Raw genomic sequence first — 21887 nt, 5'->3', positions numbered from 1 at the left:
TTCGGGTTGGATACATCTTAGCACGCTGTCCAATTTTGCCGGACCACTTCAGACTGTCGGGTTCACCATGCGGCTCATAGCCCAAATGCTGGGTCAACTCAGCGCCCAGCATTCGCTCCATCAGCCGGACCTTCAGTTCCTTCATCAGGCCTTTGTCGCCCAGCAAATCCTCGGGCCGTTCAACGCCGCTAAGTAGCTCGTCCAGTAGTTCCTTGGAAATCGGCATTGTCGTCATGCTCCTTCGTTGGTGAAGCATGGGCTACATTACTCATACACAGAAGGTCAGACACTCTCTCTCGATCTCTTTTAAGGTTAATCTTCAAACGTCCAACTCCTCCACAAACCGCGCATTCTCCTGAATATACTGGAAACGCAGTTCCGGCTTCTTGCCCATCAGGCGCTCGACTAGATCAGCAGTCTGGCCTGCTACGTCTTCCTGCACATTCACCTTAATCAGCTTGCGGGTCGCGGGATCCATGGTGGTTTCTTTGAGATCCTTTGCGTCCATTTCGCCCAGACCTTTAAAGCGCTGCACGTCGATCTTACCTTTGCCGCCAAGGCCTTTATCCATCGCGGCGTCTTTCTCGGCGTCATCGGTCACATAGATGCGGCGCGCGCCTTGGGTTAGGCGGTAGAGCGGCGGGCAGGCCAGATAGAGGTGGCCGTGGTCGATCATGGGACGCATCTGCGTGTAGAAGAACGTCATCAGCAGCGCGGCGATGTGTGCGCCGTCCACGTCCGCATCGGTCATGATGATGATCTTGTCGTAGCGCAGATCTTCGAGGTTGAACTTCGTGCCCATGCCCACACCCAGCGCCTCGCATAGATCGTTGATCTCGGAGTTAGTGTGCAGCTTGCTGGAGGCAGCGCCCAGCACGTTGAGGATTTTACCTTTGAGCGGCAGCAGTGCTTGGTTCACGCGGTTGCGCGCCCCTTTGCCGGAGCCACCGGCCGAGTCGCCCTCCACGATGAACAGCTCGGTGCCTTCGCGGGTCTTGGATGTACAGTCGGTCAGTTTGCCGGGCAGGCGCAGCTTTTTGGTGGCTGATTTGCGTGCGGTCTCTTTCTCCTGACGGCGGCGCAGGCGTTCTTCGGCGCGCAGCACAAGGAAATCGAGGATCGCACCTGCGGATTTCGTGTCCGCGGCCAGCCAGTTGTCAAAGTGGTCGCGAACGGCGTTCTCAACCATGCGGTGCGCGTCCACGGTGGCTAGGCGGTCTTTGGTCTGGCCCACGAATTCAGGTTCGCGGATAAAGCAGGACACCAGCGCGCAACCGCCTGTGATCAGGTCCTCGCGGGTGATGGTGCTGGCTTTTTTGTTGCCGACCAGCTCGCCGTACGCCTTGATCCCTTTCAGGATCGCGGCCCAAAAGCCTGCCTCATGGGTGCCGCCTTCTGGCGTAGGGACGGTGTTACAGTAGGACTGTATGAACCCGTCGCGTGCCGGGGTCCAGTTGATCGCCCAGTTTATCTTGCCGGGCTGGCCGAATTTCTCTTTGAAATCCACGGTGCCGCCAAACGGCGCGTCGGCATAGGTGGAGGACCCGCCCAGTACTTCGTTGAGGTAATCAGCCAAACCGCCGGGGAAGTGGAACGTCGCCTCAAGCGGCGTATCACCATCGGGCAGGGCGGATTTCCAGCGGATTTCGACGCCGGAGAACAGGAACGCCTTGGAGCGCGCCATCGCGAACAGCTTTGACGGGCGCAGTTGCAGATTGCCGAAAATCTCGGGGTCGGGGTGGAAGGTGACGGCGGTCCCGCGCCGGTTGGGGGCAGCGCCTACTTTGATCAGCGCCCCTTGTGGCACGCCGCGAGAGAATTCCATCGCGAACAGCTCACGGTTGCGCGCAACTTCGACGCGCAAGTGATCACTGAGCGCGTTCACGACTGAGGAGCCAACACCGTTCAGGCCCCCCGATGTCTCATAGTTGTCGCCCGAGAATTTGCCGCCCGCGTTGAGGGTACAGAAAATGATCTCCAGCGCGGATTTGCTGGGATCTTTTGGGTGGGGATCAATCGGGATGCCGCGCCCGTTATCGCGCACAGTGACATGGCCGTTTGCGTGCAACTCAAGCTCGATCCACGAGGCATGTCCGGCCACGGCTTCATCCATCGAGTTGTCGATGATTTCGGCTACCATGTGGTGTAGGGCGCGGTCGTCTTTGCCGCCGATATACATACCGGGCCGCAGGCGCACGTGCTCCATATCCTCCAACACCTGGATCGAGGATGCGTCATAGTCAGTGCTGCCGGGCTGCGCGCCAGAGAGAAGATCGGACATGAGGGGTGCCTGCTGCTGTTGCTTTTGATTGGCGGCCATTTTGACAGGCTCCGCGCGGCGGGGCAATCGCCGTGATCGCTTAATCCACAACCAAATACAGGGATCGTCGAGGATTGTGGCAGTTTTTTCTTTTCGGAAGGCAATGCACAGGCTACCCAAACACTAACAGATGGAGCCGAGCCATGGATAACCCCGTAACTACGCAGACTCTGCGCGACGTGCCTGACTGGCGCTATCTGTTGCAGGAGTACGAGGAGCTTTACCGCTATCTGCCCGCAGGCGGCAGCGACCGCATCCGCAGCCACCAGCGCAAAGTGCGCGAAGCCATCGGCCGTCTAATGCGCAAGGATGCCATTGTGCAACTGCAACCAAGGGCTGAAAAGCCGGTCACGGCCCATCTGCGCCGCGCGCTCGACGAAGGGCGGCAAGGGGTGCTGGCTCCTGTTGTGCGGGCGCTAGACGCGATCGACACACAGCTTAGCTGGCAGTACGGCTATGAAAAAGTGCCAAAAGGGCTGGCCAACAGCTATGCCTACGCCGAACTTGCAGGGCAAAACGGCCCTGTGCTGAGTGAGGAAATTATTTTGGGTGTGGTTCTGTTTGCGCCGGCCTGTACCTATCCCGCCCACGCCCATAAGGGTATCACCGAAAGCTATGTCTGCCTGTCTGGTGCCGTGTCAGAGAACCATCAGGGCGTTTATGTTCCTGGCTCGATGGTCTTTAACCCGCCTGACCATCTGCACCGCATTACGGTGGGAGATCGTGAGCCAGCGCTGCTGGCTTACGCGTGGATCGGAGACAAAGCGGATCTGCATCAGCAGAAGATGGTTTTCACACGCGTGCGAAAGTGATTGGCGCGTCCACCTTCGCGCGGCTCTTGTTTTAACCGTTGATATAGGTCCGCAGGACTGTCTCCAGCCCCTCTGACCAGATCAGCGACAACCACCAATTAAAGCTTTTCTGGATGGTGGGATTTTGTGCAAGATCACCGTAGATTTCCTGCTGGTCCAGCCAAACTTGGGGATTGGATTTGGCGGCAACAGCGGCGGCATTGCGCTGATCCCAGAACGGATCGTTGGGCGCAATGAGCGTTCCGTCCTCACGCGATCCCTCGCACATCCGCGCCCAGATCGCCTGCGATAGCACAAGACCTTCGAGGGGGGTGTTACGCGCTACGGCATCCCGCAGGGTCGGCAGGATAAATCCTGTCTGTCTGGACGAGCCATCAAAGGCCACGCGCCGCACGGTGTCCACGATTTTGGGGTTGGAAAAACGGTAGCTGATCAGATCAACATAGGCTTCGGGCGTCATGCCGGGAACGGGGCTTACCTGCAATGCGATCTCGGTCTTGGCCACCTTGCGGAAGAAATCTGCGACCAGTGAGTGTTCCATACACTTTGAGATATATTCAATGGACAGAACGTCACCAGCATCGGCGATCAACTGGTGTCCGCCGTTCAGGATGCGAATTTTCATCGCCTCGAAGGCGTGGACATCATCGGTAAAGGTCGCGCCGACCTTGTCCCAATTAGGGCGACCTGCGCAGAATTTATCCTCGGTGACCCATTGGCGAAAGCTTTCATGCGTGACCGGCACATCGTCTTCGATGCCGAAATCGCGCGCCAGTGCCAGTTCGGTTGGGCCTGTGGCGGGGACGATGCAATCGACCATGGAGTTGGGGAAAGTGACGTGTTTGTCGATCCATGCGGCAAGCGCGGGATCGGACATTTGCGCAAGGCCAAGTACCGTTTGGCGAAGGATGTCACCGTTGCCTTGCAGGTTGTCACAGCTTTGGCAGGTGAAGGGGCCGGTGCCCGCTTCGCGGCGCTGCGCAAGGGCGGCAACCATCGCGCCAAATGCCGTTTTTGGTGACTGAGGATTGGCGGCATCATGCTGGATGTCTGCGTGATCCGCATCAAACTGGCCTGTGCCCGAGCGGTAATATCCGCCCTCGGTCACTGTCAAAGAGACGATGCGGACCTCTGGTTGTCCCATCGTCGCAATCAGGGCTGTATTTTGCGCTTCAACCGGAACGTACCCGATCATTGAACCTGTGACCTCTGCCGACTGCCCCGATGGGCTAAGCTCGATCAGGGTGGTCAGGCAGTCTTGAGCCAGCATTTTGGTGCGTTGCGCATCATCTGCCGCGCGCACGCCTGCACCGACAATTGCCCAATCATGTGCCAGCCCTTGATCCATCAAACGATGCAAGTACCACGCCTGATGGGCACGGTGAAAATTCCCAAGGCCAATATGCACGATGCCGGCAGAGAGATCACTGCGTGTATAGGAGGGAACTCGCACGCAATCGGGCAGTTGCGCAAGGTTCTCAAGGGTCAGTTTCATTAGCTCATCCACTGTCCGCCATCGACGTTATACGTCTGGGACACAATATAATCGGACTCGGGCGAGGCGAGGAAAACCGCCATGCCCGTCAAATCGCTCGGCACAGCAAAGCGTCCCGCAGGCACTGCTGCTTCGACCTCGGCCTTTTTCTGGCCGGGCTTTTTGTCTTCCAGCTTGGCAAACATCGCATCGACATGGACCCAGTGGTCACCGTCTACCACGCCTGGGGCAATCGCGTTAACGTTGATGCCGTGCTGGATCAAGTTTAGGCCGGCTGACTGCGTCATCGAGATAACAGCCGCCTTGGTCGAGCAATAGACAAGCACAAGGCTTTCTCCGCGCCGCCCTGCTTGGGAAGCCATGTTGATGATCTTTCCGCCGTGACCTTGGGCAATCATCTGGCGCGCGGCTGCTTGCATCGTGAACAGCGTGCCGGCCACGTTGACGGCATAGAGCCGATCATAGCTTTCTCGCGTGATATCGACCGTCTCTGCCGCATCGAAAAGGGCTGCGTTGTTGATCAGGATGTCCAACTTGCCCGCATGCGCCACAACCGATGCCATCGCTGCGTTGATGCTGGCCTGATCGCTTACGTCAAGTTGCACGGCATAGGCTGCGTTGCCCAATTCAGTCGCGGTCTGCTGCGCCGCTTCAAGGTTGATATCGGCTATTGCCACGGTGGCCCCTTCAGAGATGTATTTCTCTGCAAACCCGCGCCCGATGCCGCGTGCGGCACCCGTAATCAGGGCGGATTTTCCTTCTAGTCGTTTCATGCGATGCGAAGCCCCGCGGCGTCAAAACGGTGGATCTGGTCGGCCAACGGAGTGAGGTAAATCGTGTCGCCGTGCTTTGCCTCGATATCGCCGGTGATGCGCACTGTCATCATGTCCATCAGACCTGTGTCATGGACGTGTATGAACGTGTCCGAGCCTAGGTGCTCTGCCACACCAACGCGGCCTTTCCACAGGCCTTCCGTCTTGGAGACGGTCAGATGCTCTGGGCGGATGCCAATGGTCGTGGCGTAATGTTTTGTAGCTTCCGCGCCGTCGATGAGGTTCATCTTGGGCGACCCAATAAAGCCCGCCACAAACTTGTTGCGTGGCGCGTGGTACAGCTCAAGCGGGGAGCCGACCTGTTCGATCACACCAGCCTGAAGTACCACGATCTTGTCAGCCATTGTCATGGCTTCGACCTGATCGTGAGTCACGTAAAAAATTGTTGTTTCTAGCTTTTTATGAAGATCCATGATCTCAAGGCGCATGCCGACGCGCAAAGAAGCATCAAGGTTTGACAGAGGTTCGTCAAAAAGAAACGCTGAAGGTTCGCGTGCAATCGCGCGGCCAATGGCAACACGCTGGCGCTGGCCACCGGACAGCTGGCCCGGCTTGCGGTCCAGATAATCGGTGAGGTTAAGCGCCTTGGCGGCGGCCTCGATCTTGGCGTCCTGCGTGGCTTGATCCATCTTTGCCATCCGCATAGGGAAAGCGATGTTCTTGCGCACGGACATGTGCGGATAAAGCGCGTAGGACTGGAAAACCATCGCAAGGCCACGCTTGGCGGGGGGCAGTTCGGTTGCGTTCTGACCATCGATGCTGATGTGACCCGAGGTTGTATCCTCAAGCCCGGCAATCAGCCGGAGCAATGTAGATTTACCACAGCCCGAAGGGCCGACAAAGACCACGAATTCGCCTTCGTTGATGTCCAGATCAAGCGGAGGAATGACCTGCGTGTCGCCAAAGCTTTTGGTGACCTGATTGAGGTTTATGCTCCCCATTTTTACGTTCTCCCGTTTGGCGGGGGAGGGGCTGGACCAATCGTTGGTCAACCGCCTCCGCAGTGAATTGTTGACTGGATCGGATCACTTGACGGTCCCGAAGGTGAGACCCCGAACAAGCTGTTTCTGCGAGAACCAACCCATGACAAGGATCGGTGCGATGGCCATCATCGAAGCGGCCGAAAGCTTGGCATAGAACAGGCCCTCTGGAGCCGAAAAGCTGGCAATGAAAGCCGTCAGCGGAGCGGCATTCACTGTGGTTAGCAAAATGGTCCAGAATGCTTCGTTCCATGCAAGGATGATGTTGAGCAAAACGGTTGATGCGATGCGGGGCAGGGCCATTAGGGTTAGCACATAGAGGATCTCTGCGCGCAGATCGGCCCCGTCCATCCGCGACGCTTCTAAAATCTCGCCGGGGATTTCCTTGAAGTAGGTGTAAAGCATCCACACGATGATCGGCAGGTTGATCAGCATCAGCACCACGATCAGTAGGATACGGCTGTCCATGACGCCTAGCCATTTGGCCAGCAGCACCAGTGGGTAAAGCACACCAACCGCAGGCAGCATCTTGGTCGACAGCATCCACAGCAGTACGTCTTTGGTGTGCCTGCCGGGGACAAAGGCCATGGACCATGCCGCAGGAACCGCGATCAGAATGCCCAGAAAGGTCGAACCAACCGCAATGATGATCGAGTTCATCAGCGCCTTGGGATAGTTCGAGCGTTCCTGTACGGCGGTGTAATTCCCCAGCGTCCAGTCAAAGAACAGCCAGACAGGCGGATCAGAGATCGCTGCTGCCTCGGTTTTGAACGAGGTCAGGAACGTCCACAGGATGGGAAAGAACATCAGCAGGCCAAAGCCCCAGGCAAGGACGGTCCACATGAGTTTCTGTTTGGTGGTGATGGCACGGGCCATGATACTACTCCCCCTCAGTTATCGAGGTTCTTGCCGACGATCCGCATCAGGAAGATCGCGACGATGTTGGCAAGGATGACGGCGATGATACCGCCCGCAGACCCAAGGCCTACGTTCTGGCTTTCGAGCACACGCTGGTAGACTAGGTATGTCAGCGTGCGGGTTCCGAAGGCGCCGTTGGTGGTCACGAAGATCTCTGCAAAGATGGACAGCAGAAAGATCGTCTGGATCAGGATCACTACAGTGATGGCGCGGCTCAGGTGTGGCAGGATGATAAAGCGGAAGCGCGACAGGGCTGGTGCGCCGTCCATCTCAGCGGCCTCAAGCTGCTCGCTGTCCAGCGATTGGACCGCCGTTAGCAAGATCAGCGTGGCGAAAGGCAGCCATTGCCACGCGACGATCACAATGATCGATAGCATCGGTGCCTGACTGAGAAAGTCGAATGGCTGCGCGCCGAAGAACTTGTAAAGATATGAAAATAGGCCGTTATCTACGTTGAAGAGCATGTTTTTCCACACCAGCGCAGACACGGTCGGCATGACAAAGAAGGGCGCAATGACAAGAATACGCACGAGCCCTTGCCCGAACATCGGGCGGTCCAGCAGCAGCGCCATCAACACGCCGCCGACGATCGTGATCGACAGGATGCCGCCAACCATCCACAACGTCGTAACGATCAAAGACCAGAACGACGAGGAACTGACAAAGCGCACATAGTTGTCAAAGCCGATCCATGGCTCGAACGTGGCGCGCAACGGGCGGTAGTCAGCAAATGAAAAATACAGTGTCATGCACAGTGGCACAAGCATCCACACCAGCAACAAAAAGACCGCCGGTGTGATCATAAAGCGTGCCGCAGATCTGGAGTGCATAGTCGCCATGATGATGCTCCTCGTATGAGAGTTGGAAATAGATATCGAAGCTTACGGGAACTTCTAAAGAAGCTCTCGAAAGGTTCGCGTTTGGATACAGGTGGGCGGTGACAGGGGCGGCGAGTGTCGGGCAGCGCGGATACGCTGCCCGACGAAGCGGTAGGGCTTAGTAGCCTGCTGCTTCCATTTCTTCGACGGTCAGAGCCTGAGCATTGGCAAGCGCCTCTGCTGCGGTCTGGTTGCCCGCAAGCGCGTCAGAGAACTGCTGGCCCACTTGCGTGGCAATGCCTGCAAACTCGGGGATCGCGACAAACTGGACGCCTGTGTAAGGAACCGGATCAACCGTTGGGTTGGTCGGGTCAGCAGACAGGATGCTGTCGAGTGTTGTCTGTGCGAAAGGCGCCGCAGTAAGGTACTCTTCGTTTTCGTAGAGCGACGTGCGTGTGCCGGGAGGGACGTTCGCCCAACCTTCGTTACCCGCGACCAGCGCGGCATAGTCCGGACCTGTTGCCCATGAGATGAACGCCTTTGCTGCGTCCTGCTTTTCGGAGGAGGCAGGGATCGCCAGCGACCATGCCCAGAGCCAGTTGCCACGTGGGCCCAGACCGTTGTCGGGTGCCAGTGTGAAGCCAACTTTGTCCGCTACTGTGGAATCCGCGCCTGTCACAAAGGATGCTGCCACGGTCGCGTCGATCCACATGCCACATTTGCCCTGTTGGAACAGTGTCAGGTTTTCGTTGAAACCGTTGTTCGCTGCGCCGGATGGACCGGATTCATTCATCATGTCGAGGTAGAAGTTAAGCGTTGTCGCCCATGCTTCGGAGTCGAACTGTGCTTTCCAGCCTTCATCGAACCAGCGCGCGCCGAAGGAGTTGGACATCGCCGTCAGGAAGGCCATGTTCTCGCCCCAGCCCGCTTTGCCGCGTGCGCAGATGCCATTGATGTCGTTGTCACGGTCTGTCATTGCAGCAGCCGCTTCACTGATGAAGGTCCATGTTGGCGCGTCCGGCATTTCCAGACCTGCTTTTTCCATCAGGTCGGTGCGGTACATCACCATCGAGGATTCACCGTAGAACGGGGATGCGTAGAGGTTGCCGTCAACGGTCAGGCCGCCCGCGATCGCTGGCAACAGGTCACCCGCATTGAAATCGTCAGCCATGCCTTCGTTGAGTGAAACGAGCCAGTCGTTCTTTGCCCAGATTGGCACTTCGTATGTCCCGATGGTCATGACGTCATATGCACCGCCACCGGTGGAGATGTCTGTCGTCAGGTTCTGACGCAGCACGTTCTCTTCGAGGGTGACCCACTCGACGTTGATGTCGGGGTGCTTTGTGTTGAAGTCATCCATCAGGCCCTGCATGCGGACCATGTCGCCGTTGTTGACGGTCGCGATGGTGATTGTTGTGGCGTGGCTTTCTGCGGATGCAATTCCTGCAGCAAGGCCAAAGCTGACGGCGCTGGTCAGCAGTGTTCTCTTGATAGACATGGTGTCCTTTTTTTACACACGTAAAGTTAAGAGCTAAGATTGCCTTGCGTCAAGAAGTTATTTTTTGACCATCTGGTTGCTGCGTCGCGTCGTTAAGCGGATTGGCGCAGCTCAAGATGCCCGTCAAACAGGGTAATCTCGGGATCATCGTTCGAAATTTCGCCACCGATAAGCTGCAAAATCCGATAAACTGCCTTTTTGCCAATGGCATCGGTGTTCTGGGCCACGGTTGTAAGTGCCGGGTAAAGATAGGGGCACAGCGGGTAGTCGTCGTGGCCGGCGATCCGTAGCCCGCCCTTTGCCGTGCGTCCCGGCGTCAGTCCATGCCGCGCTGCGGCGTGCAGTGCGCCGATGGCAACGCGGTCATTTGCGCAGAGAATCGACCGCTCCGTTAAGTGACCGCTGGCGAACTCCGCTTCTAGAACTGCCTGCCCGTGATCTTCAAAGTGCCAGTCATCGCCTCTTAGGCGGGTGCCCAGAATTTGCGGCTCGAACCCTAGCTCTTCCATCTTCGCGATGTAGGCATTCTCCCTCTCCATCGCGTTGAAATTTACCCGTGGCATAGCAAGGAAAATCGGAGGTTCTCCAACGCGGCAAAGATATTCAGTAATTAAACCAGTGCTTTGTGCGTGATTTGTGCCAACGAAGTCGATGTTAGGCATCGTTTTCGGGCGTGAATCCATCAATACGAATGGCAGGCGCGACTTAAGCCTAAGCAGCGCTGACTGGTCGCTTTGATCGCCCAAAGGTGCAACTAGCGCGCCATCGACGTTCATGGACATGAATGTCTCCGCAGCGCGCGCTTCGATCGCGGGGTCCGAGTGCGAGCACTGCGTGATGACGGTAAGTCCAGCCTCCATCGCGGCAACTTCGACCGATTCCAGAAGTTTGGTGAAGAACAAATCATTGAGGTAGGGGATGATGACGCCGATGATGCCGGTAGATTTGCGATTTAGCCGCGTGGCAAAGAAGTTCGGTACGTACTCCACTTGCGCCAGGCCTTCCTCGATCCGGTCGATTGTTTTCTTTTTGACGAGGCTCGGATCCTGAAAGAAACGCGACAGAGTTGGGCGGGAGACGCCTATCGCAACCGATAGCTCCTCCATTGTTTTGATCCGGGGCTTTGTCACGGTGGTGTTCCTTCCAAGTTGTTAGTTGTTACCATAGCAATATGAATATGCCTGTCCATAAAATTTACACGCGAAAACTTTTATGGACGAAAATTTTTACAAGGTTCTGAGGTGCGGGTAGCAGGCAGCAAGTCGGGCAAGAGCCTTCGGATTTGCTGTCGTGGGAAAAGTCCAAGTTATTGAAGGCAACACATGCGTAGTCCATGCTTCCCTTCTAGGATTAGATGGAATGCACCCTGAACCGAAAGTTCCCTATGGCCTGGATCAAAACCATTCCCTTCGACGCTGCTACTGGCAAGCTCAAACAGCTTTATAGGCGGGTTACTGGCCCTGATAATAATGTCGACAACATCATGATGGTGCATTCGCTGCGCCCGCACACGATGGAAGCGCATATGGCGGTGTACAAATACATCCTGCACCACAGTGGCAACACAATCCCCAAGTGGTTTCTTGAGGCGTTGGGAGTCTGGGTTTCGCATCTCAACGGCTGCGCTTACTGTGTTGAGCATCACTTTGCGGGTATGAAGCGGCTGCTCGGCGATGATCCACGCTCGGACGCGCTGCGCGACGCGATTGAGGCGGGAGACATCCCCGCCATGCCGCTGGACGCGGGCCAGCATGCGGCGATGCGCTATGCGCAAAGGCTCACGCAGAGCCCTGCGGATATGGTGCAGATGGACGTCGAAGCCCTGCGTATGGCTGGCTGGGAAGATGGCGAGATATTGGAGATCAATCAGGTGATGGCGTATTTCTCTTACGCCAACCGCACGGTGCTGGGGCTTGGATGCTCGACCGATGGCGATGTCATCGGGTTAAGCCCCAACAACTCGGACAATCCTGACGACTGGAACCACCGCTAAAGCCAGCCGAGGATCGCGTCCGCCACCTCTTGGGGTTTTTGATGGTGTAGCCAATGATCCACACCCGCAATTTCTACGCGGGTGAGATCGGGCGCGTATTCTTCCAGCCCTTCGGTCGCGGCGGGCATTAGCGCCGTGTCGGCCGTACCCCAGATCAACAGATGCGGGCAGCACACTTGCAGGCGCGCAGGGTCAAAGCTTAGCCCGTTAATGGGTTCGCCCGTCTTACCCAGCTTTAGTGGTGAGGCGCGATACCAGTTGACCATGCCGCGCAAACCAGACGCATCGCGCCATGCGGCCTTGTAGTTTGCCAGCGTTTCGCCCTGAAGCCAGTCCATATCCATATGCGCCGAAAACAGCCCCATGAGTTTGGCGAAATCGTCTGCGGCCAGAATATCTTCGGATCCTTCGCGGCGCAGAAAGTGGATGTATTGTGACGCATCCGTTTGCGGCCCGCCCTTTGCCAGCTCGCGCTGGAATGGTGCAGGGTGCACGCCGTTCATGATGATCAATTTGGACACAAGATCAGGCCGTGAGATGGCCAGCGCATAGGCCACTGACGCGCCCCAGTCATGGCCTAGTACGATCACCGGCTCATCACCGATCAAGGCAACCATGTCCGACACCAGCAGCGCGGCCTTATAGTTTTCCACCTCCGCCGGTCGCCAGCTTTGCCCGTAACCGCGTTGGTCGGGGGCGATGCAGTGAAAGCGCGTACCCAGCAGTGGTGCAAGATCAGCCCACGCGCCGGAGTATTCCGGAAAGCCGTGCAGCATCAGTAGCTTTGGCGCATCCTTGTCGCCCCAATGGCGGACAAAGAACTGCTGGCCATTCAGCTCCGTTGTTTCTGTCCACTGCTTAACCATTGTCTCTCTCCCCGTGTAAGCTCTCGAACCGCAGGCCGGCGTGTGTGCCTTCGCGAAATCCTTTTAAGCCATCGTTCAGATATGCGGCCATGTCGGCGTCCTGTTTTAGATGCTGCCCGAAAAACGCTACAGCGTAGTGCTGGGCGATGTTGTTCATTACCACCGTATCCCAGACCGGATCGCCGTAATGCTCGAACGGGGCCCAGCCGAGCTTCTCTGACACAGTGTAAGAGGCTTCCGGCGCCGGATAGGGGGCTGCAGCATTGTGGCCTGCGTGTTGAAAACTAAGCAAATGCCGGTCAACGCTGGTGGCGCCTTCAAATATCTCGCGCATCGCAGCGTAGCCTGAAACATTATCGTCGGTGCCAGCCATGATGAGCGTGGGCACCTGCAAGCCCGCCAACCCCTTGGGATCCCACATCCCGTAAAGCCCTCCCCAAGGGCCGATGGGAATGATGGCCTTAAACCGATGATCCATAAGTGACGCATGGATGGCTGTTCCTGCCACGTGACGCGCCAGTAGGCGAGAAGGGGGTGCGCGTTCGAAACCCACAGCGGCTTCCGTCAGGCCCGCACCGCCAGTGATAAGCGCACCGTAGCCGCCCATGGAATAGCCAATAAGGCCTGCGCGGTTGCAATCGACCAGCGCGCCGATGTCGCCACCCATCTGTGCCATCGCCTCCAACACGCCGCGTTGGTCAAGCGGGCGGTGCAGCAATGTGATGCCGAAATCATCCTGATCGTCATAGGTGCTGGCTGTATGGTCGCACGCTGCCACAACATAGCCTTTCCCCGTGAGGCTTTCGGCCAGATGCACCATCAGAAAGCGGTTGCCGGGATAGCCGTGGCTGATCACGATCAGGGGCGCACGCATATCAGTTGCCGCTGGCGCATCACGTCGGGCTTGCCCAACCAATACCGCGCGCCGCTCTCCGCAGCGCAACAGCGTGTCATAGGTTCCGCCCGCCGCCGTGTCCTCCGCTGCCGGATACCAGATTTCTAACGGGAGTGACCGTTCAGCCCCGTCTGGCGCTGAGGCTGCCACATCCGGTTGATCGTTCAGTGTGATCACTGTGCTGCGAACACCAATCCGGTGGGGGCCGCGCGCCGCCAACTCTGGTGCGTAGGGGGTGATGCGGTCGATGCGGGTTTGGGGGGCGGTTGTATTCATTGTGCAAGCCTAAGCCGGAGCAAGCCCTCCACACAATCACTGCCTGTCCAAATGACGCAACATCACAATATTGCCTGCGCGTTCATTTCACGGCTTTCGCCGTGAAGCTCCAGAGCCTAGACAGAAACGATGAGAAAGATCATGTCTACCTCCGGCCACGCCAAGGCCATCGCCACTTTGGGCTTGCCGCTCATTGGCGGGCATCTGGCCCAAATGGCCATCGGGGTGACCGATACCGTCATGCTGGGTTGGTACGGGGTCGAGTCGCTGGCGGCCGTCACGCTGGCCTCCACCTATTTCTTTGTGATCTTCATCTTCGGTTCCGGCTTCGCCTGGGCCGTGATGCCGATGGTCGCCTCCTTTCAGGCGGAAGAGGATGAAACCTCAATCCGTCGTGCCACGCGCATGGGGCTGTGGCTGAGTTTTGGATTTGCGGTGTTGGCATTGCCGGCGATGATCTTTGCTGAGCCGATCCTGCGTCTGATGGGGCAGGAAGAGGATGTGGTGATCCGTGGCTCTGGTTATCTGGCTGTGGCGGGCTGGGGTATTTTGCCCGCGCTGTTTGTTATGGTGCTAAAAAGCTATCTTGCCGCGCTTGAACGTACTCAGGTGGTTCTGTGGATTACCGTCTTGGCGGCGATTGCGAATGCCGTGGTCAATTATGCGCTGATCTTCGGTAACTGGGGCGCACCCGAATTGGGCGTGGTTGGCGCGGCGATTGCATCGCTTAGTACACAGATCATCTCGTTGGTTGGAGTGGTCCTGTATGTCCGCATCTTCGTGCCGCAACATGATTTATTCCGCCGTCTGTGGCGCGCGGATTGGGATATGATGGCGCAGGTGTTTCGCCTTGGTTGGCCTATCTCCGTCACATCGCTGAGCGAAGTCGGACTGTTTGCAGCGTCGGCTGTGATGATGGGCTGGCTGGGGACGATCCCGCTTGCCGCGCACGGCATTGCGGTGCAGCTCGCCTCGCTTACTTTCATGGTGCATTTGGGGTTGAGCAACGCCGGCACTGTGCGTGCGGGCAATGCATACGGACGCAGCGATGCTGCGCATCTTTCGCGTGGTGCGCAGGTTGTCACGGCGATGTCACTGATCTTTTCGGTCATCACTGTTTTGTTGTTTTTCTTGTTCCCCGAAGCGTTCATCGGCATTTTCATTCTGGCCGACGACCCTGCACGGGACCAGATTTTGCAAATTGGCGTGGGCATCCTGTTTATGGCTGGGTTGTTCCAGCTGGTCGACGGGACGCAGGCCATCGCCCTTGGCGTATTGCGCGGCGTTCAGGATACGCGCATGCCAATGATCTATGCCGCCATCAGCTATTGGGGGATTGGCGTGCCGACATCTTACCTGGTGGGCTTTACGCTGGGGCTAGAAGGTATCGGCATTTGGGCCGGTCTGGGTATCGGGCTTGGTGTGGCTGCAATATTGCTGAACCTGCGGTTCTGGCGCGGCGTGCTGCCCCGTATCCGTCGGCGTCAGGCTGCTGCCTAACCCTTCATCAACCGGTCGGCCTTTTTTCGGACCAACGTGCTGCGTAGGTCATGCATCGCCAGTAGCAAATTGTCTGTCACTGCCTCAAGCTGTTCGTCCGTGGCCCGTGATTGCACCCAATGGGTTGTGTTGTTGAGGTAATCAATCGCGCGAAATATATCGTCGATCTCGCGGTAGGCCAATGTTTGGGCGCGTTCTGTCATCCAGCTTTTGATCGCGTCGATGTCAGCTGCGCTGAGCGTCCGGTCGCCATGCGGTTTGATCTCGCCATTGCGCATATTGACGACGGCAATTTGATCCATCTCTATCCGCCGCTGGCGGTTTTCTGTATCCAGACGGAAGACAAATGCCCCGTTCTCGCGTACTCGGAAGTAATATTCTGGCAACTTTTCAGCCATCGGATACCCTCACAAAATTGCTCTGGTATGTGGCGAGTACCAGTCGCATCACAGGCAAAGCCACTTACAAACAGTCAGGCGCAGTTCTGTCAGGTCATGGCAATAATGCAAGCATTTCCTGAATTTTCCATGCTTTACGTAGTAGTATGTGACGTGAAGGCCCCCGCACGTCAACGCGCATGGGGCCAATGGTTTATTTTAGTGCAAACCAGCGCAGAACGCCGTGATCCGTTTGCATGCTTCGACCAGATTTTCATCCGATGTGGCATAGCTGATGCGGAAGTTCGGGCTCAGCCCGAAGGCGGCACCGAATACAACCGCCACGCCGGTTTCTTCCAGCAACGCGGTTGCGAAGACCTCGTCATTCTCGATCAACGTACCTGCTGGGCTTGTTTTGCCAATCAATCCGGCGATGGAGGGATAAACGTAGAACGCTCCCTCTGGTACAGGGCAGGTGACCCCCTCGATTGCATTCAGCGCTTCGACGACAATATTGCGGCGGCGTACAAACATTTCGTTGTGTGGTGCGATGTAATCCTGCGTACCGTTCAAAGCCTCAACAGCGGCGTATTGGCTGATCGAACAGGGGTTCGAGGTGGATTGCGACTGAACTTTGCGCATCGCGCCAATCAGCTTTTCCGGCCCAGCCGCATAACCGATACGCCAGCCGGTCATGGCATAGGCCTTGGACACGCCATTCACCGTCAGCGTGCGGTCATACAGCGACGGTTCGACCTGCGCAGGAGTGCAGAATTTGAAATCGTCATAGGCAAGGTGTTCATACATGTCATCGGTCATCACCCAGACTTGGGGGTGGCGCACCAGTACGTCCGTCAATGCTTTCAGTTCATCCCAGCTGTAGCCCGCTCCGGTAGGGTTGGAAGGCGAGTTGAAGATCAGCCATTTGGTGTTGGGCGTAATGGCCGCTTCCAACTGGTCGGGAGCCATCTTGAAGTTTTGCTCAATGCCGCATTCCACGACCACAGGCGTGCCACCTGCAAGCAGGACCATATCGGGGTAGCTGACCCAATACGGGGCTGCAATGATCACTTCCTCGCCAGGGTTCATCGTGGCCATCAGCGCGTTGTACAACACCTGCTTGCCGCCACCGGATACACTGACTTGTGCGGGAACATAGTCCAGCCCGTTGTCGCGTTTGAACTTGGCGCAGATCGCTTGCTTTAGCTCGGGAATACCGTCCACAGCCGTATATTTGGTTTTACCCGCTGCAATTGCAGCAACAGCCGCGTCCTTTATGTTTTGGGGAGTGTCAAAGTCCGGCTCACCAGCGCCCAAACCAATTACGTCACGGCCAGCGGCCTTGAGCTCTTGTGCTTTGGTTGTAACAGCAATGGTTGGCGATGGTTTGACGCGGGCAAGTGTACGGGAGAGCAGTTCCATTTTGGCCTCGTTGCGCTATATGTAAGTAAATCCACTCATAGGGGGTCCCCCCGCAGTTGCAAGCATTCTGCCGCCGACTGATGAAATACAAGCGCCTCTGGCGCTGAAGGAGCACGCCATGACACAATCTCAGGAACCACTTGATCAAACTGACTGGTACGCACCGGAGGCCGCCACATTTGGCGACCGTGTTGCCGCAGCACGGGAGGCCGCCGGCATGAGCCAGCCAGTGCTGGCGCGCCGTTTGGGCGTGCGGGCTCCTACATTGCATGCGTGGGAAAACGATCTGTCAGAGCCGCGCGCCAACCGGCTGTCGATGCTGGCTGGGCTGCTTAATGTTTCAATGATGTGGTTAATCAACGGCGAAGGCGAAGGGCTGGACGGGACCGGAGAATCGGGCGTGCTGACGGCAGACGCCGCTGATATACTGTCGGAAATGCGCAGCCTGCGAGTCGAGATGCTGCAAAACAACAAACGGTTTGCGCAGCTTGAGAAACGCCTGCGCGCCCTGTTAACGGAGACTTCGGATGCTTGAAATTCCAACACAACAACGCCCGCTGGGCGAGCCACGTGACGTTCGTGTAAAGCGCCTTGCCATGCGCTCCATGCGGCGGGGGATCAAAGAGATGGACCTGATCCTGTCCGCGTTTGCAACGGACAGTTTGGCGGACATGGGCGAGGCGGATTTGGATATCTATGACGACATGCTCAACGAGAACGACCATGACCTTTACCAGTGGGTCACCGGCCAAACTGTGGCAAAGCCACCCTATGCTACACTGATCTCGGATATCCAAGCGCACGTTTCTAAAGGATAATATGGATCGAAAGCCTTTAACGAAATATTCTGATTTATTCTGCATTCTGACCTTAGAGCCACAAAGAGTCGGAGAGTAGTATGAGTATTCAGGATCCCATTGGTCTGCCAATCAATGAGACAATGCCCCACCCTGAAAAAGGGTTTATGACCGGATATCTGGAGGCGCTCTCACTTGTAGAGCGGCTTCACCGGTTGTTGTTGGACGTTATCAAGGACGAGTTCGAGCGTGTCGGCGTGTTGGAAATCAATGCCGTTCAGGCGTTGTTGCTGTTCAACATTGGCGACAACGAGGTCACTGCGGGTGAGTTGAAGAGCCGCGGATATTATCAGGGCAGCAACGTCAGCTACAACCTTAAGAAGCTGGTGGAAATGGGGTATATGCATCACCAACGCTGCGAGATCGACCGCCGTTCGGTGCGCGTGCGTTTGACAGAGAAGGGCCGCTATATTCGCGATGTGGTCAACGATCTATTCCTGCGCCACGCAGGCGGTCTGGAAGATCGCGGTGTGCTTGGACCCGCCGGCGTGATTGAAATTACCGCTTCGCTCAAACGGGTCGAACGCTACTGGACCGATCAGATTCGCTATATCTACTGATCGGGGTCACTGCGCTCGTGTTGAATGGGCACGTTTATCAGCGCAGGGATTTGCGGATCAGGGTTTGATAAACTGTGTTAAGTGGCGGAGCATAATGTCTCCGTCACGCCATTGTCTCCCAGTGGGCTTGCGCCTTTGCAATCATCGCGTCCTGTCCTTCGTCAAACTTCTCGCCCCCTACAGGACGTGCAAAGAGGTAAAGCTTGCCTTCGTAGATGCGCCAAACCTCCGGATTGCCATTGACGACCTTTTCGAAAGACATTGCGCGGGTGCAAAAGCCGCCGAATTGTGGTGCAAAGTTTGATGGCGTGGTCGCAAATACGTCCGCGTTCTTTTGCGACGAAAACTGCCAAGTCACCCCGCGCCAGGAGGCGGTATAGGTCGCCGTGCCCTTTTGCGCCGATGCCATTTGCCAATAGGCTGTCGTATCATACCCATCAATCGGAACCCCTGCGCTGTTCACTGAAACAGGCGCAGAGGCTGCGCGTAGCGGCAGAGGGCAAAGTGCAGCAGTTGAAGCGCTGATGTGCATCATTTTCCGGCGGGAAAGCAGCGTCATATCAGGTGTCCTGTGTTCATTCTGATCACCACGATCCTAGCTGAGATTACGCTGCTGTGCGGAAACATCTTCGTGAACTACGCCGCGTCACGCCGCAGCAGCATCGTTGACACATGGCAGGGCCGCACCTGACACTCCTCCTGACCTAACAGCAAACAGACCGGAGACAGAAATGAACACACAAAGCGCCCTACGCTCAGGCGGCTTCGACATACCCGACCCGCAAAGCCTGCCAAGCCTTAAAGCCCAAGTCAGCGAAACAGAGTGGGATTTGCGCTGCCAGCTTGCCGCTACCTACCGCCTCTGCGCCTTGCATGGCTGGACCGATCTTGTGTTCACCCATATCTCGGCGCGGCTGCCGGACGAGAATGGCGAAGAGCGGTTTCTGATAAACCCGTACGGTGTGATGTTCGACGAGATGACGGCCTCTTGTCTGGTCAAGATCGACCTGCAAGGCAATATCTGCTCGGAAACACCATATTTTATAAATCCGGCGGGCTTCACAATCCACAGCGCAATTCATGCCGCGCGCCATGATGCCGGCTGCGTTATCCATGTGCATACGCCATACGGCGTTGCCGTATCGGTCCAGAGTGGTGGGCTGCGCCGTTATACGCAATTTGCCATGACCGTTTCTAATGATCTGGCCTACCACGACTATGAAGGTATCGCGTTGGATCTGAATGAGCGGGAACGGATTGTCGCGGATATCGGCGACAAGAGCCTGCTGATGCTGCGCAATCACGGCACGCTGACCGTTGGCCCGAACTGCGCGATTGCGTTCTTGCGGATGTATTTCCTCGAAAATGCCTGCAAGACGCAGATCCTCGCACAGGCTGCAGGCACCGAAAACCTACATGAAGAACCTCAGGCCATGGCTGATACCGTTGCAGGGCAGGCGGCTGGCGCCTTCACGCCGGGCATGGGCGATAATTTGGTTTGGCCCGGCCTAATGCGCAAGCTGGCGCGCCAGAACCCGGGCCACGATCAGTAATGTTCCTGTCACTGGCCGCTCGCTTGGGTGGTCAGTGACATACCTATCTCATCGAAACGATAAGCCCGTCCAATTCACGCAACAGTTTACGTTCCATGGCGGCGGCGTAGTCCTCGAACCCAAGTGCGACCTCGATGAATGCATCGGGTCCTACGATCACTTCTGCACTGAAATAGGCGCTTAATTCAGCGATGTCACTTTGCCGATTGTCCCCGCTTGGGGGATTGCCCGCGCCGATCACCAACGCGTTAATAGTGATCCCCTTGTGCGCAAGCTGAGGTTTGACGCTGCGCGGTCGCGGTCCAAGATTGCTTTTACCGTCACCAGAGATATCCAGCGTGCGCCGCCAACACTGGCTCCGTTGGGCCAGCATCTGCGCCCCGCGTGCCATCGCCACCCCCAACGCAGTGCCGGGCGTCGCATCCTCGCGTCGCTGCGCAGCGCCAAGCGCGTCGGTCACGCTCTCAAGCGCCGCCGCATCGGTGATCTGCGTCCAAGGTACCAAAGTTGTCTGGTCCAGCGGCCCGCTCCATTCAAAGACAAGCAATTCAACCGGTGCGTTGGGTTGCTCTAACAGGGCCGCGCGGACCGCTGGACTGCTCAAAGCTGTCGCCAACCCGCTCATCTGCAACCGGTACTCGCGTGCATCCACGGAACCGGACACATCCAGCCCCAAGGCCAAAGCCTGACGACACGTCTGCGCGGCCGCAGCCTGCACCACGCCAACCACAAGGAGTGCGACAAGGAGCGCAGCCTTCATCCGGCGTTTCCTTCGGTCTGCAGTGCTCCGATCGAAGGCGGCGTTAGCTCACGCTCCAGCTTGCGGCGCATGGCACGCTCATAGTCCTCAAAACCGTCAGCGATTATCAAAAACGCTCCTGGCCCATGGATCACCTCACCTCGGTAGAACGCAATCAACTCGACTTCGCCCTCGAAATCGGCAGCATTTACCACCAACCCGTTGACCGTCACACCGTCAAAGGGAAACTCTCGGTAGGCGCTCGCGGGTCCGAAACCTTCGTTGCTTTGCCCGTCGCCCGCCATGTCGAGCGTCTTGCGCAAGCAATCCGGGCCACGATCAAGCAGTTGCGCCCCATATCCCAGCGCATAGCCCATGGCTGTGGGGAAATCGTTATGACTTCGTTTGGACTGCGCCACGGTCTCGGCAGCGCGGACTAAGGCTGCGCGGCTGTCAATCAGGGTCCAGTCCAGAATGGTTTCCTGATTGTAGCGGCCCGACCATTCGTAAACGGCCAAGGCTACTGGCAGGTCTGCGGCAAAGAACGCCGCCTCTACCTCTGGAGCAGTCAGCGCCGCCACAACACCGCCGCGTTGCAAGGCGTCTTCCGCCGCGTCAACAGAACTGGAAACGTCGATTGCCAAGGCCAACGCCAACCGGCACTCGACTGCCATCGCAGGCAGCGCGGCGAGGGTAACCCCCGCCGCAAGGCCTAACGTGCGGATCACCAATGACCAGTGTTGCCCATAGAAGTCCAAGGCTCTGCCGGTGTCAGGGCATCACCTTCTTGCAGCAACTCGACCGAGATGTTGTCAGGTGAGCGGATAAAGGCCATGCGGCCGTCATGGGGAGGGCGGTTGATGGTCACGCCGTTATCCATCAGATGTTGGCACGTCTCATAGATGTTATCGACCGTGTAGGCGAGGTGACCAAAGTGGCGCCCGTCCGAAGGCAGCCCATCATCGCCGTCCCAGTTATAGGTCAGCTCCACGTCTGCGTGGCCGTCATCCATGCCGGGTGGGCAGAGAAACACCAGCGTGAACCGCCCGCCTTCATTCTCGATCCGGCGGCGCTCGACCAGCCCAAGCAGTTTGTAGAAGGCGATTGAGGCATCAAGGTCTTTGACGCGGACCATGGTGTGCAGGTATTTGATCGGCATTGCAGGGCTCCTTTAT

General features: G+C 57.2%; 23 protein-coding genes and 1 pseudogene. 7 read left to right on the top strand and 17 right to left on the bottom strand.

Annotated features, from left to right (window positions below; translation table 11 throughout):
* Positions 1-226: pseudogene (locus tag V7730_RS05385) on the bottom strand (IS256 family transposase); the annotation flags it as partial.
* Between the two features lie 93 nt (positions 227-319).
* On the bottom strand, positions 320-2281 hold the full coding sequence (locus V7730_RS05380; protein ID WP_335746565.1) for a DNA gyrase/topoisomerase IV subunit B: 1962 nt from the start codon (positions 2279-2281) through the stop codon (positions 320-322).
* Positions 2282-2463: 182 nt separating this feature from the next.
* Here V7730_RS05380 and V7730_RS05375 point away from each other — a divergent pair, with 182 nt between their 5' ends.
* Positions 2464-3132 (top strand): dimethylsulfonioproprionate lyase family protein, encoded by a 669-nt coding sequence (locus V7730_RS05375; protein WP_335746564.1) that lies wholly within the window; start codon positions 2464-2466, stop codon positions 3130-3132.
* A gap of 31 nt (positions 3133-3163) precedes the next feature.
* Here V7730_RS05375 and V7730_RS05370 read toward each other — a convergent pair whose 3' ends face one another.
* From V7730_RS05370 to V7730_RS05340, 7 genes are all read right to left on the bottom strand, one after another.
* Positions 3164-4627: a mannitol dehydrogenase family protein gene (locus V7730_RS05370; RefSeq protein WP_335746563.1), complete on the bottom strand. Its 1464-nt coding sequence runs from the start codon at positions 4625-4627 to the stop codon at positions 3164-3166.
* Positions 4627-5400, bottom strand: coding sequence for an L-iditol 2-dehydrogenase (locus V7730_RS05365; protein WP_335746562.1), 774 nt, complete (start codon positions 5398-5400; stop codon positions 4627-4629). The genes V7730_RS05370 and V7730_RS05365 overlap by 1 nt, the downstream gene beginning before the upstream one ends.
* Positions 5397-6401, bottom strand: a complete 1005-nt coding sequence (locus V7730_RS05360; RefSeq protein ID WP_335746561.1) for an ABC transporter ATP-binding protein — start codon at positions 6399-6401, stop codon at positions 5397-5399. Before V7730_RS05360 ends, V7730_RS05365 begins: the two co-directional genes overlap by 4 nt.
* An 84-nt stretch (positions 6402-6485) precedes the next feature.
* Complete coding sequence (locus tag V7730_RS05355) at positions 6486-7316, bottom strand: carbohydrate ABC transporter permease (RefSeq protein ID WP_335746560.1); 831 nt, start codon at positions 7314-7316, stop codon at positions 6486-6488.
* Positions 7317-7330: 14 nt separating this feature from the next.
* Positions 7331-8197, bottom strand: coding sequence for a carbohydrate ABC transporter permease (locus V7730_RS05350; RefSeq protein WP_335746559.1), 867 nt, complete (start codon positions 8195-8197; stop codon positions 7331-7333).
* Positions 8198-8354: 157 nt separating this feature from the next.
* A complete protein-coding gene (locus tag V7730_RS05345) occupies positions 8355-9674 on the bottom strand; it encodes an ABC transporter substrate-binding protein (protein ID WP_335746558.1) in 1320 nt (439 codons plus the stop codon).
* 92 nt (positions 9675-9766) lie between these two features.
* Positions 9767-10804, bottom strand: coding sequence for a LacI family DNA-binding transcriptional regulator (locus V7730_RS05340; protein ID WP_335746557.1), 1038 nt, complete (start codon positions 10802-10804; stop codon positions 9767-9769).
* 254 nt (positions 10805-11058) lie between these two features.
* Between V7730_RS05340 and V7730_RS05335 the strand changes: the two genes are divergently transcribed.
* Positions 11059-11667: a carboxymuconolactone decarboxylase family protein gene (locus V7730_RS05335; protein WP_335746556.1), complete on the top strand. Its 609-nt coding sequence runs from the start codon at positions 11059-11061 to the stop codon at positions 11665-11667.
* Here the strand turns inward: V7730_RS05335 and V7730_RS05330 are convergent.
* Positions 11664-12533 carry an alpha/beta fold hydrolase gene (locus V7730_RS05330; protein WP_335746555.1) on the bottom strand — a complete coding sequence of 290 codons (870 nt, stop codon included), beginning with the start codon at positions 12531-12533 and terminating at the stop codon, positions 11664-11666. The genes V7730_RS05335 and V7730_RS05330 overlap by 4 nt on opposite strands.
* A complete protein-coding gene (locus V7730_RS05325) occupies positions 12526-13704 on the bottom strand; it encodes an alpha/beta hydrolase family protein (RefSeq protein WP_335746554.1) in 1179 nt (392 codons plus the stop codon). Before V7730_RS05325 ends, V7730_RS05330 begins: the two co-directional genes overlap by 8 nt.
* Positions 13705-13833: 129 nt before the next feature.
* On the opposite strand from V7730_RS05325, the gene V7730_RS05320 reads away from it, so the two are divergent.
* Positions 13834-15204 (top strand): MATE family efflux transporter, encoded by a 1371-nt coding sequence (locus V7730_RS05320; protein WP_335746553.1) that lies wholly within the window; start codon positions 13834-13836, stop codon positions 15202-15204.
* On the opposite strand, the gene V7730_RS05315 is transcribed toward V7730_RS05320, so the two are convergent.
* Both V7730_RS05315 and V7730_RS05310 read right to left on the bottom strand, forming a co-directional pair.
* Positions 15201-15602: a hypothetical protein gene (locus V7730_RS05315; RefSeq protein WP_335746552.1), complete on the bottom strand. Its 402-nt coding sequence runs from the start codon at positions 15600-15602 to the stop codon at positions 15201-15203. The genes V7730_RS05320 and V7730_RS05315 overlap by 4 nt on opposite strands.
* Positions 15603-15800: 198 nt before the next feature.
* Entirely contained in the window at positions 15801-17003 is a 1203-nt protein-coding gene (locus V7730_RS05310; RefSeq protein ID WP_335746551.1) for a pyridoxal phosphate-dependent aminotransferase, read from the bottom strand.
* 118 nt (positions 17004-17121) lie between these two features.
* On the opposite strand from V7730_RS05310, the gene V7730_RS05305 reads away from it, so the two are divergent.
* The 3 genes from V7730_RS05305 to V7730_RS05295 all read left to right on the top strand — a co-directional run bounded on the left by V7730_RS05305 (position 17122) and on the right by V7730_RS05295 (position 18420).
* Positions 17122-17538 carry a helix-turn-helix domain-containing protein gene (locus tag V7730_RS05305; RefSeq protein ID WP_335746550.1) on the top strand — a complete coding sequence of 139 codons (417 nt, stop codon included), beginning with the start codon at positions 17122-17124 and terminating at the stop codon, positions 17536-17538.
* Positions 17531-17821: a succinate dehydrogenase assembly factor 2 gene (locus V7730_RS05300; protein ID WP_335746549.1), complete on the top strand. Its 291-nt coding sequence runs from the start codon at positions 17531-17533 to the stop codon at positions 17819-17821. The genes V7730_RS05305 and V7730_RS05300 overlap by 8 nt, the downstream gene beginning before the upstream one ends.
* A gap of 80 nt (positions 17822-17901) precedes the next feature.
* Positions 17902-18420: a MarR family winged helix-turn-helix transcriptional regulator gene (locus V7730_RS05295; protein WP_335746548.1), complete on the top strand. Its 519-nt coding sequence runs from the start codon at positions 17902-17904 to the stop codon at positions 18418-18420.
* Between the two features lie 103 nt (positions 18421-18523).
* On the opposite strand, the gene V7730_RS05290 is transcribed toward V7730_RS05295, so the two are convergent.
* The gene (locus V7730_RS05290) at positions 18524-18979 is read right to left on the bottom strand and encodes a YHS domain-containing (seleno)protein (protein WP_335746547.1); all 456 of its coding nucleotides are present in this window, start codon (positions 18977-18979) and stop codon (positions 18524-18526) included.
* A 172-nt stretch (positions 18980-19151) separates the two neighbouring features.
* Here V7730_RS05290 and V7730_RS05285 point away from each other — a divergent pair, with 172 nt between their 5' ends.
* Positions 19152-19973 (top strand): class II aldolase/adducin family protein, encoded by an 822-nt coding sequence (locus V7730_RS05285; RefSeq protein ID WP_335746546.1) that lies wholly within the window; start codon positions 19152-19154, stop codon positions 19971-19973.
* Between the two features lie 43 nt (positions 19974-20016).
* Here V7730_RS05285 and V7730_RS05280 read toward each other — a convergent pair whose 3' ends face one another.
* The 3 genes from V7730_RS05280 to V7730_RS05270 are packed head-to-tail and all read right to left on the bottom strand — an operon-like array spanning position 20017 to position 21871.
* Complete coding sequence (locus V7730_RS05280) at positions 20017-20733, bottom strand: DUF1194 domain-containing protein (RefSeq protein WP_335746545.1); 717 nt, start codon at positions 20731-20733, stop codon at positions 20017-20019.
* Entirely contained in the window at positions 20730-21440 is a 711-nt protein-coding gene (locus V7730_RS05275) for a DUF1194 domain-containing protein (RefSeq protein ID WP_443070187.1), read from the bottom strand. Before V7730_RS05275 ends, V7730_RS05280 begins: the two co-directional genes overlap by 4 nt.
* Positions 21437-21871 carry a VOC family protein gene (locus V7730_RS05270; RefSeq protein WP_335746544.1) on the bottom strand — a complete coding sequence of 145 codons (435 nt, stop codon included), beginning with the start codon at positions 21869-21871 and terminating at the stop codon, positions 21437-21439. The genes V7730_RS05275 and V7730_RS05270 overlap by 4 nt, the downstream gene beginning before the upstream one ends.
* Between the last annotated feature and the right edge of the window lie 16 nt (positions 21872-21887).

This window comes from Sulfitobacter sp., assembly GCF_036961165.1.
Taxonomy (GTDB): domain Bacteria; phylum Pseudomonadota; class Alphaproteobacteria; order Rhodobacterales; family Rhodobacteraceae; genus Sulfitobacter.
This window is presented reverse-complemented; position numbering and strand designations above follow the sequence as displayed.

Excerpts from the sequence above, each read along its gene's own strand:
- V7730_RS05380 (WP_335746565.1), bottom strand. The coding sequence starts at position 2,281 with ATGTCCGATCTTCTCTCTGGCGCGCAGCCCGGCAGCACTGACTATGAC.
- V7730_RS05375 (WP_335746564.1), top strand. The coding sequence starts at position 2,464 with ATGGATAACCCCGTAACTACGCAGACTCTGCGCGACGTGCCTGACTGG.
- V7730_RS05370 (WP_335746563.1), bottom strand. The coding sequence starts at position 4,627 with ATGAAACTGACCCTTGAGAACCTTGCGCAACTGCCCGATTGCGTGCGA.
- V7730_RS05365 (WP_335746562.1), bottom strand. The coding sequence starts at position 5,400 with ATGAAACGACTAGAAGGAAAATCCGCCCTGATTACGGGTGCCGCACGC.
- V7730_RS05360 (WP_335746561.1), bottom strand. The coding sequence starts at position 6,401 with ATGGGGAGCATAAACCTCAATCAGGTCACCAAAAGCTTTGGCGACACG.
- V7730_RS05355 (WP_335746560.1), bottom strand. The coding sequence starts at position 7,316 with ATGGCCCGTGCCATCACCACCAAACAGAAACTCATGTGGACCGTCCTT.
- V7730_RS05350 (WP_335746559.1), bottom strand. The coding sequence starts at position 8,197 with ATGGCGACTATGCACTCCAGATCTGCGGCACGCTTTATGATCACACCG.
- V7730_RS05345 (WP_335746558.1), bottom strand. The coding sequence starts at position 9,674 with ATGTCTATCAAGAGAACACTGCTGACCAGCGCCGTCAGCTTTGGCCTT.
- V7730_RS05335 (WP_335746556.1), top strand. The coding sequence starts at position 11,059 with ATGGCCTGGATCAAAACCATTCCCTTCGACGCTGCTACTGGCAAGCTC.
- V7730_RS05330 (WP_335746555.1), bottom strand. The coding sequence starts at position 12,533 with ATGGTTAAGCAGTGGACAGAAACAACGGAGCTGAATGGCCAGCAGTTC.
- V7730_RS05325 (WP_335746554.1), bottom strand. The coding sequence starts at position 13,704 with ATGAATACAACCGCCCCCCAAACCCGCATCGACCGCATCACCCCCTAC.
- V7730_RS05320 (WP_335746553.1), top strand. The coding sequence starts at position 13,834 with ATGAGAAAGATCATGTCTACCTCCGGCCACGCCAAGGCCATCGCCACT.
- V7730_RS05315 (WP_335746552.1), bottom strand. The coding sequence starts at position 15,602 with ATGGCTGAAAAGTTGCCAGAATATTACTTCCGAGTACGCGAGAACGGG.
- V7730_RS05310 (WP_335746551.1), bottom strand. The coding sequence starts at position 17,003 with ATGGAACTGCTCTCCCGTACACTTGCCCGCGTCAAACCATCGCCAACC.
- V7730_RS05305 (WP_335746550.1), top strand. The coding sequence starts at position 17,122 with ATGACACAATCTCAGGAACCACTTGATCAAACTGACTGGTACGCACCG.
- V7730_RS05300 (WP_335746549.1), top strand. The coding sequence starts at position 17,531 with ATGCTTGAAATTCCAACACAACAACGCCCGCTGGGCGAGCCACGTGAC.
- V7730_RS05295 (WP_335746548.1), top strand. The coding sequence starts at position 17,902 with ATGAGTATTCAGGATCCCATTGGTCTGCCAATCAATGAGACAATGCCC.
- V7730_RS05290 (WP_335746547.1), bottom strand. The coding sequence starts at position 18,979 with ATGACGCTGCTTTCCCGCCGGAAAATGATGCACATCAGCGCTTCAACT.
- V7730_RS05285 (WP_335746546.1), top strand. The coding sequence starts at position 19,152 with ATGAACACACAAAGCGCCCTACGCTCAGGCGGCTTCGACATACCCGAC.
- V7730_RS05280 (WP_335746545.1), bottom strand. The coding sequence starts at position 20,733 with ATGAAGGCTGCGCTCCTTGTCGCACTCCTTGTGGTTGGCGTGGTGCAG.
- V7730_RS05270 (WP_335746544.1), bottom strand. The coding sequence starts at position 21,871 with ATGCCGATCAAATACCTGCACACCATGGTCCGCGTCAAAGACCTTGAT.